Origin of the sequence: Calothrix sp. FACHB-168 (assembly GCF_963889195.1) — a bacterium.
Taxonomy (GTDB): Bacteria; Cyanobacteriota; Cyanobacteriia; order Cyanobacteriales; family Nostocaceae; genus Aulosira; species Aulosira anomala_A.
On record NZ_CAWPNJ010000063.1, the window covers coordinates 30,181 to 43,782 of the forward strand.

Genomic DNA, 13,602 nt, shown 5'->3' on the forward strand with positions numbered 1-13,602 from the left:
ATTTTGAATTTTGAATTTTGAATTTTGAATTGTTAATGGAGTACATCTATCTATGACTATTACTTTAGCTACTGAAGATACTTTCAGTGATCAAACTAATCAAACAGTTGCTTTAGTAGTTGATGATTCCCCATCTGCGCGGGAAGCGATCGCACAGTATTTGCTGCAATTTGGGTTTCGTGTTTTGTTTGCCAGTAATGCCGGAGAAGCAATACAACAAATCAGTAAAAATAGACCAAATATTATACTCCTAGATGTTGTCTTACCCGATCGCAGTGGTTTTGCTCTTTGTCGGGACTTAAAGGCAAAAGTTGAAACAACTAACATCCCCATTATTCTCTGTTCCATCAAAAAAACCAATGCTGATAAATTCTGGGGATTAAAACAGGGAGCAAATGCTTACTTATGTAAACCAATTGCTGAGTTTGAACTACTCAGCGCTATCAATAATTGTTTAGGTGTCAAGTCTGACATTTGAGGAAATACCTATGGCGTTTGACTCTTTAACAGATTCAACAACAGTTTTATCTTCTACTATAGCTAGCAAGCAGTTTTTACGGTTCCAGCTTGTTCCGCAAACAACATTATTACTGCCAATTTCTCAGCTAGTTGAAGTGTTGACAATCGCTGTTGATCAGATTACGCCCATTCCTCAACTTCCGGCGTGGGTAATGGGAGCTTCTAACTGGCGGGGTGAGGTACTGTGGATGGTTGATTTGGCTCATCTAATCGGGTTCACTCCTTGGCATCAACAAGGTATAAGTACAACCTGTGCGGTAATTGTACTACGTGCTGGCTCGATGAGTACCTTAAACAACAGTGCTGAGAACCAGATGATCGGGTTAGTAATTAATCGCGCAGAAATGATGGAGTGGTGCGATCGCGCCATGCTTCAACCGCCGTCGTCTGATGTTATCACTCCTGAGTTAATACCATTTGTGAGCGGATACCAATTGAAATCTAATGGTGAACGCTTGGCTGTTTTGGACGATCAAGTCATTATTACCGCCATATCCCAGTCAAACTAATTCGTAGTTCGTAATTCGTAATTCGTAATTCGTAATTCGTAATTCGTAATTAATTTTCTGGGCTTCAGACGACTGCAAATAACTGCTTAGTTTTCCATTAGGTAAATTCCATGACTTTGAATCCTCTGAGGTCTTTGATGGCTCACTCTGAAAATTCCAAGACCAGTAGAAATTTATTCAAAACTCAACAGCTGATTCACCTATGGGGAAAAGCTTTGAGTCTATCCATCTTGAGTTTACCCAAGAGTTTGCCCAGAAAAGTCACACTTTTGGCGGTAGCGATTGGTGTGATTCCCATCGCCACAGTTGGGAGTATGGCTTATACTTTGGCAAGTCGCTCAATCACAGCACAAATCTTTGCAGAGCAAGAAAGCCGGATCATTGGTTTGCGAAGCGGACTTAGCATCACCATTAATCAGTTTGTCGAAGATGCGGAAGCGCTCGCTAAGTCACCCGTAATTACAGATTTACAACAATTAAACACAACGATTTCTCAATTACCTTGGCAAACAAACTCACAATTAAGTACCCCAATTACCTCAGAGCAAAAGGTCAGCACATTAGATAATTTTATTGAGACTAATAACGGCAAATACGATGGTGTGGCTATCATTGACAGCACGGGTAAATTGCTATTCCAATCCCATTCCTCACGCTTTTTTAACAGGCATGAAAACTATAGTGAGCGAAAGCATTTTCAGCGTGCATTTTCAACTCAGTCTGTAGCGATTAACGATCCCAAAAATACTGTATCAATAGGCAGAAGTCACTTAGAAGTTGCGGCACCAATTAAACATCCGGAAACAGGTGAAGTAATTGGCGTGGTTCTGCTGCGAATGTCATCAGACCATCTAGGGCAAATATTCAAATATATTCAAGATAATAGTTGGGAATATCAAATAGTTAGTCCGGAAGGACAGATTTTTGCTGCTGCTGAAGCAGATTTGATCGGTAACTTTGCTAAAGACGATTATCAGGGATTGACCCAACCTTGGTCAGAGATATTGCAACATCTCAAGGAGAAGTCGGTACTGACTAATGTAGCCATAGATAAGAATGATCACGAACAAGTCCTAGTCACCTTTGCTAGTATGCCAGGGTTAAAGGGAGTACCAGAGCCGGGATGGGTAGTAGGTATAGCTCGTCCTACCGCCGAAACCTTTGCACCGTTAAGGACGCTGCGCCAAATTCTCTTTATGGGAATGGCGATCGCCGCTCTCATGGTGGGAATCATTGCCGCTATCCTCGCCAAACGAGCTACCCGCTCTCTGCGAGATGCAACCTCAGTTGTGGAAAAAATGGGGCTAGGAACATCTCATACCCGGTTGACTGTGGAAGGAGAAGATGAATTAGCTGTGTTATGTACCACCATCAATAATATGGCGGCACAAATCCAGGGTTTTATACAGGAAAAGGAACTCTTGCAAACAAGGGTACTAGAGTTACTGGTGGAAGTAGAACCGGTTAGTCAAGGTGATTTAACAATCTACGCCAATGTTACAGATGACGAAGTGGGTACAATTGCAGACTCTTATAACTATGTAATTGAGAACTTGCGGAAGATTGTCACTCAAGTAAAAACTGCAACTAACCAAGTAGAAGCAACAGCCAACCACAGTGAAAGTTTGACTAAAACATTAGTCAAAGGTGCTGTGCAACAGTCCAAGAAAATTACAGCCGCCATCCAGCGCATTCAGGTAATGGATCGCTCAATCCAGGCGATCGCTACCAACGCTAAAGCCGCAGAAGCCACAGTTCAACAAGCGACTGCAACCGTCGAAATGGAAAATGAACTGATGAATTTAACGGTAGAGGGCATTGGAGCAATTCGCGAAACAGTAGCAGCAACCACGAAAAAAGTCAAGCATTTAGGCGAATCTTCCCAAAAAATCTTTACAGTCGTCAATTTAATTAAGAATTTTGCCGAGCAAACCAATGTTCTAGCCCTGAATGCATCCCTAGAAGCGGCTCGTGCTGGGGAACAAGGGCGCGGCTTTGCGATCGTGGCTGACGAAATCCGAGAGCTAGCCCAGCAATCAGCAAAAGCTACGGATGATATTGAAAAGCTCATATCCAGCATTCAGAGGGCAACTAGTGAGGTAGTAACGGCAATGGATGTAGGTACAGAACAGGTTGTATCGGGAAGCAAATTAGTAGATGAAACCCGTTTAGGCTTGAATCAAATCGTCACAGCCAATGCGCAGATTTATCGAGTAGTGGAAGCGATCGCCCAAGCAACGGTTGAGCAAGCGCAAAACTCGGAGATTGTCACCCAAGCGATGGCAGAAGTTGCAACCATTGCCCAACACACAGCCACCTCGGCCACTAATGTATCGGCTTCCTTCGAGAAACTGATCGCCGTCGCCAAAGTGTTGCAAGGAAATGTTAGTCAATTTAAGGTGCAGTAAATTGTTGATGGTTGACGGCGATGCACTGAGCTTGCCGAAGTGTTGACGGTTGACTGAGAAAAAAGGAAATGGGTGGTTTAGTTATGCCGTGCTTTACTAGTGGTTCATCGCCTTAATTCTGTGGGGTAAGTTTCTTCTTCTTTTCTCTTCCTTCGCGCACTTCGCGTCTTCGCGGTTCGTTTTGTACCCCTCAAAATCACTAGTTTAGATGGCTCATCAAGGAGTAGATTATGTTGATGTCTCGCGATGTTCATGACCAAACTTATCAATTTTTCATTGAAGAAGTCCCTGAACTCCTGCAAGCGATCGAAACAGGGTTACTCACATTGAGATCTGAACGTAGTTCTCACAAACTCCATGAATTAATGCGAGCTGCTCATTCCCTCAAAGGTGGTGCTGCAATTGTGGGACTTGATGGTATTACGGCGATCGCTCATCGACTAGAGGACATTTTTCGGGCACTCTACGATGAGACTATAGAAATTGATGCCAGTCTGGAAGTTTTACTGCTACAAGCCTATGATTGTCTACGAGTTCCCCTAACAGAGCAAATTACAACTGGCAACTTTGACCTAGAGTCAGCCATCATCACTGCTGATCCTATATTTACTAACATAGAAAAAAAACTCCCAGATGCACTGGCTCGGGTTAACTACTATATACCTGATTCTGCGGATCTGAATGTTGACATTGTTGCATCAGTTTTTCAGGTGGATATAGCTCATGGTTTAGAGCTACTGACAGCTACAATCGCTGCTAAACCCACAAATGATGAAATGGCGGCAGAATTACGGTTACAAACGGAGCTTTTTGCCAGATTTGCTGATTTTTTAGAGCTTCCAGGCTTGAAAACTATCGCCGAAACCACTTTAGCAGCCCTAGCCGCTCACCCCGAACTAGCATTACACATCAGCCAATTAGCACTTGCTGATTTTACCTCCAGTAGAAAGGTTGTGCTTGCAGGCGATCGCACCCAAGGCGGTAGTCCCTCAGATGCTCTCACCGCCTTGGCTGCAAACACTGTCAGCGATGTAGCACCAGTAAGTATATTTAACCCAGCGATCGCTTCCCTGAATTCAGAAGAACCTCTCTCCCTTTCCTTAGAAGAGTTATTAAGTGGGAGACAATCTGTGACAGCTGCACAACAGAGCGATCGCAGACCAGTTTTTCTGTTTGAAACTGATATAGAAGCTCTAGCCTCAGAATCACCAACTCAGATTATTTCTGATACCGCAGCAGTAGAACAATTACCATCTCTACCCCAGCTAAATCTTGCTAACCATAATCCTAACAGCCCTATTATCACTAACGAGGTAACAGAATCTACTCCGCAGCAGGAATTTCAGATTCACAAACAGGCTCCGGAGCATCTTTCCACCCCATCGGCTAATATTTCAGTTCGGGTTGACCTCGCTCGCTTAGATCGGATGAATAATCTCTTGGGCGAATTAACTATTAACCGGAATATGTTTGCCCTTGAGAATGAACAAGTTCAGGAAGCTATTGAAGAATTACTTCGTCGTTTTGATCGCTTTCAAGAAGTCATCGAGGACATACAAAATTTATCACACACGATGTCGATCGCTTCAGAATCTGCCCAATACCCAGTGCCCAATAAGGCGGGGTGGCTGTCGTCCTTCTCCACCCACGGTTCAGAGTCTCCCGTCGCTTTCAATCAATCCCTAGATTCTGAACATAGTCTTTCTGTATCTGGTTTTGAGCTATCGCCTTCTGGGTTCTCCTTAGCGGAATTTGATACTTTAGAAATGGATCGCTACGGAACTGCGCATTCCTTACTACAGGGAGTTTTAGAAGAAGTTGCCCAGCTTAGAGAAGCAGTAGATGATATTGCCTTATTTAGTGGACGCTCAAATCGAACAATTCGACAGGAGCGGCAAATGCTCTCTCAACTCCGGAATGAACTGATGTGGTCGCGGATGTTACCGATTGGTAACGTACTCAATCGTTTTCCTAGAGTCTTGCGGGATCTATCTCATACTTATAACAAACCTGTCAACTTGAAATTAATCGGCACAGAAGTACAGGTAGAAAAAGCCATTGTAGAAAAGCTCTATGACCCACTTTTGCATTTACTTCGCAATGCCTTTGATCATGGGATCGAGCCAACCGATATTCGCCGTCAACAAGGAAAATCAACCCCAGGGGAAATTGAAATTCGCGCCTATCATCAGGGTAACCAAACTGTTGTGGAGGTACGGGATGATGGTCAAGGAGTGAATTTAGAACGCATTAGCGATCGCGCGATCGCTAATGGCTTATTATTACCAGAACAATTGGCAGTCACTTCTACAGCAGAGTTAATTAACCTGATATTTGAGCCTGGTTTTTCTACCGCCAGTCGGGTGAGCGAACTTTCTGGGCGGGGAGTCGGCCTAGATGTGGTGCGAGCAGAGCTACAATCCTTGAAAGGCAGCATCACCATGACCTCCTCTCCCGGACAAGGCACAACCTTTACTTTACGCTTGCCATTTACATTAACAGTAGCAAAATTACTGGTTTGCTCAGTAAATTCCACAGTCATTGCCTTACCAATTGACAGCATTACCAGGATTATCAATTCTGAAGCAGCGCAGACACAAGAAATTGGCAGTCAGCAATTTTTCACTTGGCAAGAGCAGTCTATTCCTGTTTATCGATTGGCTAGTATTTTAGAATACAACTGTCATCTGCCGGACAATCTATCTAACAGTAGTGCGATCGCTACTTCCGCAAAAGAAAACAAGACTCCACCCCTGCTGTTAATCCGTCGAGAGCAGGAGATGTTTGCACTAGAAGTTGACCACATAGCCAGTGAGCAAGAACTGGTGATCAAACCCTTTGGCGCGATGATCGCCCCTCCCAACTATATTTCTGGTTGTACCATCCTGGGAAGTGGCAGTCTAATTCCCGTGATTAATGGGGTGATGTTGCTAGAAGAGTTTTTGGCGCAAAGCAAAACTACCATAGCTGCTGAGTCGTTAGCTAATTATCAAGATTTGTCTGCCCAAACAAGTTTAGCTCCTCAGGTGGCACACACAATGCCGACAGTGCTTGTGATTGATGACTCGGCTACTGCTAGACAAGCTTTGGTTTTCACTTTAGAGAAAGCGGGTTATCGAGTTTTGTCAGCACGGGATGGATGGGAAGCAATTGAACAACTGCAACACGGTTCAATCAGAGTACAACTGATAATTTCTGATGTTGAAATGCCAAATATGAATGGATTTGAGTTTCTAGAATATTGTCGCCAAGATCCTGAACTCGCAAAAATACCTGTAGCAATGTTGACAACTCGCGGTAATAATAAACATCGAAATTTAGCAATACACCTGGGTGCTAGCGCTTACTTCACCAAGCCTTACATAGAGTTAGATCTACTATCGGCATTGAGCAAAATAGTCAATAGTCATTAGTCATTAGGCATCAAGTAAAAATAAGTAGTGCGAGCATCTTGCTCGCGCGGGCAAGACTTCGGCGTGAGCGCTCAGTCGAACGCTGCCCGCACTACAAATATTAAATTGTTCAACTTATTTTTACACGACTCCTTAGTCATTAGTCATTAGTCAACAGTCAACAGTCAACAATCAACAATCAACAATAATTAGGATTATATTATGTCTTCCAATTCTTTGAAGAGACAGTTAGAGTCATTTGGCCGGATAAAAGACCGCTTTCTAGGAACACCAGAACAATCGTTAGAGCAGGCGTATCAGGCTGCCTTAAAAATCGAATTCATCGAAGGTCGATACTTCAATGGTGAAAAAATACGTAATAATAGCCACATTGACTTTCCCCAGGAAGATTTTGAGAAAAATTTGGACATTCTTCAACAAAGAATGAAAGAATTCAATGGCAGCAGATCTACACTCAGTAACCTCGGACAAGATCACCTGATGAGGCTGATATTTGTCGAGGGAATTTTAGCCAAATATAATCACGATGCAGACAATTCTAGTCTAGCTAATATCCCATCTTCAAGTTCTAGCGCGGTTGTTAAACAAAACTCATATTCACCTGCTGTAAATATCATTGAAGTTAAAGACGTTAAATCTGTCCCCGCTAATAAAAGAAAAAAACAAACTTCAGAATCTCACGCACATGCTGAGTCAGATAATGGTAAGTCAGGAGTACTGCCAAGGTCAATCAAGAAGACCCTCGATAAGGTTAAAAACGATCTAAATCCTGGAGCAGAAGAAGAAATAGTTAATGCATATCGCCGCTCTAGAGCAATAACTGTGATTGGTCTAAGGCTTTTGGCATTGTTAATTATTGTCCCCCTATTGACACAACAAATATCTAAAAATTTCTTAATTCTGCCAATGGTAGAAAAGTTTAGGGTAGGAGAAGAATCCCAAGTCTTTTTGAATTCGGAGATGAAGGAAGAAGCCTTGAAAGAACTCAACACCTATCGCGAAGAACTCGAATTGGAAAGCTTGATTGGTACTGCTCCTAAGATAGAGGCGGAAGCTATGGAGGAGAAAGTTAAACATAAAGCAGTTGAACTGACAGAGGAATTTCGTAATAAGAGTAATAGTGCTGTTAGCAACGTTTTTGCAGATATAGTGGCGCTTGTAGCTTTTACCCTAGTACTGTTGTTTAGACGACAAGATATTGCTGTCCTCAAATCCTTCATTGATAATATTGTCACAGGTCTGAGCGACAGCGCCAAATCTTTTGCCATCATCTTAACTACCGACATATTTGTTGGTTTCCACTCACCTCATGGATGGGAAGTTTTACTCGAAGGCTTGTCAGCACATTTAGGAATTGCAGCTAATAAAAGTGCAATCTCTTTGTTTATCGCTACCGTTCCAGTTGTCGCTGACACAATGATTAAATATTGGATCTTCCGATCGCTCAGTCGGATGTCTCCTTCAACCGTAGCTACCTTGAAGGAAATGGACGATTAATATCAATATCATTTTCACTGAAAAACTCATGATTAAGACTGCCATTTGGTAGGAAGTGAGGAGATACTTACAATCCAAAATTGTCAAATCCACCAGGTATTTATCATGTTTATCACTTCATTAATTACCTTCGCGCTGAGTACGGTTTCTTTTCACATTAGTGCAAAGCTTACGGATGATATAGAGCGGTTATTAGTGAGATTAATCGCCTTGTGCTTACTTTTTGCTAGTCTGGCTTTTGCACCTTTGTCAATCCAACTGCTAATTGTCATTGCTTTGCTAATTACGGCAAAAAAGACTCATAAATTGAACCCAGACAACTCAGTACTGGATACAACTAGAAAATCGAGATAACAACTATGAGCGAGACAATTTTGGATTTTAGATTTTGGATTAAATCTAAATCTAGAATCCAAAAAATGCTGAAATTGCGATCGCCAATATTTGGTTTACTCAAATCATCTTTACCTCTAATGTCCTGACACAGTTTTTGCTACACAACCCTGTGAATCTTGTTGGAGATAGTAGCCCATACCATAAGCTGTGGCGATAAAATCATCAGGTACACCAACTGCTTTTAGTTTCTGTCTCAAACGTTTCACAAGAGCCTTTACAGCATCTTCCTCTGGAGGATCTTCAAAAGACCAAAGGTTTTCTAAAATTTCACCGCGACTGATCACACAACCATTACGACGCAGAAGAAGTTCTAATAAACGGTATTCTTTAGGAGTAAGATGTATAGGCTGACCTTTATAAGTAACCTGACACATATTAGGATCAAGTTGCAAATTTTCCCATTCAATCACAGGGGATAACGCATTATTTCCCCGGCGCAATAAAGCGCGAATGCGAGCGGATAATTCTTGTATCTTATATGGTTTAACCACATAGTCATCGGCACCTGCATCTAGCCCTGCAACTAAATCAACCGTGGTATCTCGCGCAGTCAAAAAGAGGATTGGCATTTGATAGCCTTGAGAGCGTAATTGCCGACAAAGGGTAAGACCATCAAGCTTTGGTAGCATCAGATCTAGCAATAGCAGATCATAAGTAAAACTCTTGACAAATTCCCAGCCTTTTTCACCATCAGTAGCTATATCAACAATATAGTGTTGAGTAGTCAGAGCTTGTGCAAGTAACTCAGCAATGCGCTGATCATCTTCTGCTAACAAAATCCTCATAATCAACTATCTCCTTTAGTAACAGCATTGTCGCAGTTGCAGATGCACGTTTTCAAGGTTGGGCTTCAACTAATTCCCGATCTAATCAAAAGTTGCTCCTTGAGTTTATTGTTGTTTTAAAGATTGTGGACTGATAAAAATCACCAAAGTCCTCGCGCCGTGGAAGCCCCTGGCTTTAGACATGGGGGTAAGGCGCAGGCGAATTTATTCGCCGTCAAGATTGTTTCAAAAGGCATAGCTGTATCCATCCTTTTTGTGAATAGCCGAACAATATTTATGATTTATTCCTGATATTCTTCCGGTCTTGGTTGCGATATCAAAACTACCCGTGGCACGACACAAAACACGTCCAACATATTCGCCAACTTTTTTACCACTGGTAACAACTGCTTTAATAATGTCTCCAGTTTGAAATTCAAAATGGATTTGTTTATTTGAACGATGGCGAATAGGGAACCCGAATTTATCAGTGCCAGCCATCTGCCTTGTTCCGTGTCCATTAGCTGTAACCAACAATGGTTTGATACCTTTGATATTTAATGTTGGTGTTGATTTGCCAACACAAGCAGCATCAATCCAATGAGTCTTGATTAATTTCTGACTAGTTCTGTTGAACTTTGTTAGACCTCCAGAGCCACATTCAACGTGTAAACCCGTAGATTTCAAAACCTCTAAAAGCTTGTATCTAGTAGCATTAACTGCTGCTGCATCAGCTAACGGTTTCTTAGCTTGTGCCAAGATTTTCTCTAACTTAGTAGGGTCTTTTTTGAGGAAATCCTTAATATCCTTAGTCCCTTTTTTGATGTTGCATTTTTCGCAACTTAATGCAAGGTTTGTGATAGAATTAGACCCACCTTTAGAACGTGGGTGAATGTGTTCAATTTGCAAAGGTACGTCTTTGACACCACAATAGGCGCATTGCCGATTCCATTTTTCAAGTAGATATTCTCTGGTTTCATATCCAGTTAATGCGCCTTGCTGATATTCCTTGCCTTCGATTTCAGGGTTACGCATTAATTGCATATCAAACTTAACTAATTCGGTACTAATCGCTGTGATTGGCGCAAATTTGCGTAATCTGTTTACCCATGTTTCAACATTGTGAACCCGACTCATCAGGCTAGGTGCTAACCATCCTTGAGGTTTAGTTCTGTTGATAAATCTTGGCTTTCTATAGCGAGTTTTGCGATTTCTTCTGCCACGTCTTAATTGCCTTCTGGCAATCAAAGCGTCTCTAATAGCAAAACCTCTATGCTTTAATTCAGCAGCAAATATTACTTCGCCTGTTGAATCGTTGGCTAATGCTATTCCCGTGGTTTTAGCACCAGGGTCTAGCTTTAACCGCAATGGTTGTACTGGCGATGAGTGTAATTCTTTGAAAATAATAGTGAATGGAAAGCGGCGATATATTGCTGCTTTCTTATTGCGTAATAACTGCCTCGCTTGTGCTGAATGAATTGGGTTTAGCGGTCTTTTTTCAATATCAATTACAAACACTTTGGACATTTCTGTCCCTCCTTTCGGGTAATGTTAGCTTCGCCAATGTTAGAGGTCGGTACTATCCAAATTGCACTTCCTTAACCCTTGTACAGATGTTTAACAATTTGGTTCTAGAGCAGGGGACTAGCTACGCATCCCCTGGTAGGTCTTTAACTCTTGCCTCTAACGTAGTACTCGAAATACTTAAGCTGGTCAGATTAGGGCTTTTTCAAGCCCCCGGCTTTAGCCGTGGGGTTTCTGACGCTCTTACTAAATATTAATTAATTTTTTGGCGTTGGATTAAGTATTTCTCTCATTCTAGTGAAAAATTTATCACTGTTTTAAAGCATAACATTTAGAACACATCATGATGGATGCGAATTAAAATTTGCATCCTAGTTATAAAAATAATTTATAAAATCTGCGTTTTTTCTTGTTGAACTTCATTTGATTTCACTAAAAATCATGACAATCTATAATTCTTAATTAAAAAATAATTATTTTTAGTAGGCAGAAAAGTTATCTAGTTACTCTGGATTGGTGACTAGATTTAGCTTATTTTGAAACATATATCCTTTTGAATAAAGTTTCCTGAAAACTCACTGAGTTTTTAGTTATAAGTAAAGTTAATGAATAGGTTAGTGTCAGTCGGCGAGAAAAATTCAATGTTTGTGAATAAATACTTACGTTTTGCGATCGCAGATGGGTCTTGAGATTTTCTGATTATGGCTTTTTGTTACTAGTTTGTCACCTAATCAGACTTAAGTGTAAGAGAGTGTAGTACTTGAGAATCTGCTCTTAACCTACTCTGCTGTCAAACTCATGAGCTTGACAGCTTCTCTTGAATATGCAGGATACACAGCTACAGGGCGATCGCTCTTCTTGCTCATCTTTCTGTTGGCAAAAACTCAGCCTCTGGGTTCGCATCTACCAGTAAAATGTAATACATGCTATACAAATTTACACAATGGTGGAAGCAAAGCTAGTTAAGCAAGAAAACAAATTAATTGTTTTACTACCTAAACAAGGGTACTGGGTGCTGTTATCGACAATTCTGGCATCAAGTATGGCTTTTATTGATACTTCAGCATTAAATGTTACCCTCCCGACATTGCAAAATGATCTCCAAGCCAGTGGTGAACAACTACTGTGGATTATCAATGCTTATCTATTAATGCTCGCAGCACTAATTCTCATCGGTGGTTCTCTTGGCGATCGCTTGGGGCGCAAAAAAGTGTTTATGTTTGGCATTAGTCTATTTATCATGGCTTCTTTAGCTTGTGGATTAGCGCCAAATATTGAATTTCTCATCGGGGCGCGTGTAGTCCAAGGTATTGGTGGTGCAATCACAATCCCTGGTAGCCTTGCCATCATCACCGCTTGTTTTCAGCCAGAAGAACGCGGTAGTGCGATCGGTAAATGGTCAGCCGCAACGACGATTGTCACGCTGGTGGGGCCTGTGTTGGGTGGCTTACTTGCTGATGCTGGGCTGTGGCGCGGAGTTTTCTTGATTAATCTACCACTGGGATTAACCACATTGGTAATACTCTATTTCCAAGTTCCAGAGAGCCGCAATGAACAAGTCTCAGGAAAAATAGATTATCCGGGAGCGATTTTAGTCGCCTTGGGACTAGCAAGTTTGACATACGGTTTTATCTCTCTGCACAACTTTGGATTTCAAGATCCACGCATCTACGGCAGTTTAAGTCTTGGGGTTATAGCTTTGGTTGCTTATATTATCGTCCAAATACGCAGCCCACACCCAATGATGCCCCTACATCTATTCAAATCATTGACCTTCAGTGGCACTAATTTGCTCACCCTGTTCCTTTATGGAGCATTAAATGTGGGCAATCTCTTTTTGTCACTCAACTTAGTACAAGCCCAAGGCTACAGTCAGTCAATTGCTGGGATGGCAGATATGCCCTTTGCTCTGTTACTCAGTGGATTGTCACCTTGGGCAGGTAAATTAGCAGACCAATACGGCCCGCGTCCACTGCTGATCCTTGGCCCCTTGTTGGCTGGATTGGGGTTCCTGATCATGGCATTCGTGGGACTGACAGATGGTGCTGAGGATTATTGGACAACATTCTTTCCTGGCATCACAGTATTTGGTTTGGGGATGGCAATCACTGTAGCGCCCTTAACTACCACAGTTATGGGTTCAGTCCCGACTCACTACGCAGGGACTGCATCGGGAATTAACAACGCCGTGGCGCGGATGGCGGGAGTACTGACAATTGCCATTGTCGGTTCTGTGGCACTATGTAACTATGGGAACAAGTTAGAAGTTCACACAGCAAGTATTCATTTGTCTGAGGCAGGACGGATCTTGCTTGCATCCCAAGCCAATCAGCTTGGTCAAACATCAATGCTAGCAGGAGTTAGACCAGAAAATCTCCAGGCGGTTGAAACTGCAATTAAGCTATCTTTTGCCGATACTTTTGGGCTAGTTATGATTATATGTACTGGATTGGCGTGGATGAGTGCGATCGCCGCCGCACTTATGGTGATGCCAAAATCTAAATAAAATTCCAGCCCCTCGTAACTCCCCTCAATGGTAGCGATCGCACTTATACTGTTACTGCGGGGAGCG

General features: G+C 42.1%; 10 protein-coding genes. 8 read left to right on the top strand and 2 right to left on the bottom strand.

Going from position 1 to position 13,602, the window contains the following annotated elements:
* The first annotated feature begins 52 nt into the window (after window positions 1–52).
* The 6 genes from AACW45_RS30700 to AACW45_RS30725 all read left to right on the top strand — a co-directional run bounded on the left by AACW45_RS30700 (window position 53) and on the right by AACW45_RS30725 (window position 8,700).
* Window positions 53–478: a response regulator transcription factor gene (locus AACW45_RS30700; RefSeq protein WP_190629679.1), complete on the top strand. Its 426-nt coding sequence runs from the start codon at window positions 53–55 to the stop codon at window positions 476–478.
* A gap of 10 nt (window positions 479–488) precedes the next feature.
* The gene (locus AACW45_RS30705; RefSeq protein ID WP_190629682.1) at window positions 489–1,028 is read left to right on the top strand and encodes a chemotaxis protein CheW; all 540 of its coding nucleotides are present in this window, start codon (window positions 489–491) and stop codon (window positions 1,026–1,028) included.
* A 110-nt stretch (window positions 1,029–1,138) separates the two neighbouring features.
* Complete coding sequence (locus AACW45_RS30710) at window positions 1,139–3,436, top strand: methyl-accepting chemotaxis protein (RefSeq protein WP_190629683.1); 2,298 nt, start codon at window positions 1,139–1,141, stop codon at window positions 3,434–3,436.
* A gap of 230 nt (window positions 3,437–3,666) precedes the next feature.
* A complete protein-coding gene (locus AACW45_RS30715; protein ID WP_190629685.1) occupies window positions 3,667–6,849 on the top strand; it encodes a hybrid sensor histidine kinase/response regulator in 3,183 nt (1,060 codons plus the stop codon).
* A gap of 201 nt (window positions 6,850–7,050) precedes the next feature.
* Entirely contained in the window at window positions 7,051–8,346 is a 1,296-nt protein-coding gene (locus AACW45_RS30720; RefSeq protein WP_190629688.1) for a proton extrusion protein PcxA, read from the top strand.
* A 105-nt stretch (window positions 8,347–8,451) separates the two neighbouring features.
* On the top strand, window positions 8,452–8,700 hold the full coding sequence (locus tag AACW45_RS30725) for a hypothetical protein (RefSeq protein WP_190629690.1): 249 nt from the start codon (window positions 8,452–8,454) through the stop codon (window positions 8,698–8,700).
* Window positions 8,701–8,816: 116 nt separating this feature from the next.
* On the opposite strand, the gene AACW45_RS30730 is transcribed toward AACW45_RS30725, so the two are convergent.
* Both AACW45_RS30730 and iscB read right to left on the bottom strand, forming a co-directional pair.
* Window positions 8,817–9,527, bottom strand: a complete 711-nt coding sequence (locus AACW45_RS30730) for a response regulator transcription factor (RefSeq protein ID WP_190629692.1) — start codon at window positions 9,525–9,527, stop codon at window positions 8,817–8,819.
* 225 nt (window positions 9,528–9,752) lie between these two features.
* The gene (gene iscB, locus AACW45_RS30735) at window positions 9,753–11,033 is read right to left on the bottom strand and encodes an RNA-guided endonuclease IscB (protein ID WP_190629694.1); all 1,281 of its coding nucleotides are present in this window, start codon (window positions 11,031–11,033) and stop codon (window positions 9,753–9,755) included.
* A gap of 795 nt (window positions 11,034–11,828) precedes the next feature.
* On the opposite strand from iscB, the gene AACW45_RS30740 reads away from it, so the two are divergent.
* Window positions 11,829–11,996: a hypothetical protein gene (locus tag AACW45_RS30740; protein WP_190629696.1), complete on the top strand. Its 168-nt coding sequence runs from the start codon at window positions 11,829–11,831 to the stop codon at window positions 11,994–11,996.
* Complete coding sequence (locus tag AACW45_RS30745; RefSeq protein WP_190629698.1) at window positions 11,974–13,536, top strand: MFS transporter; 1,563 nt, start codon at window positions 11,974–11,976, stop codon at window positions 13,534–13,536. Before AACW45_RS30740 ends, AACW45_RS30745 begins: the two co-directional genes overlap by 23 nt.
* The last annotated feature ends 66 nt before the right edge of the window (window positions 13,537–13,602 follow it).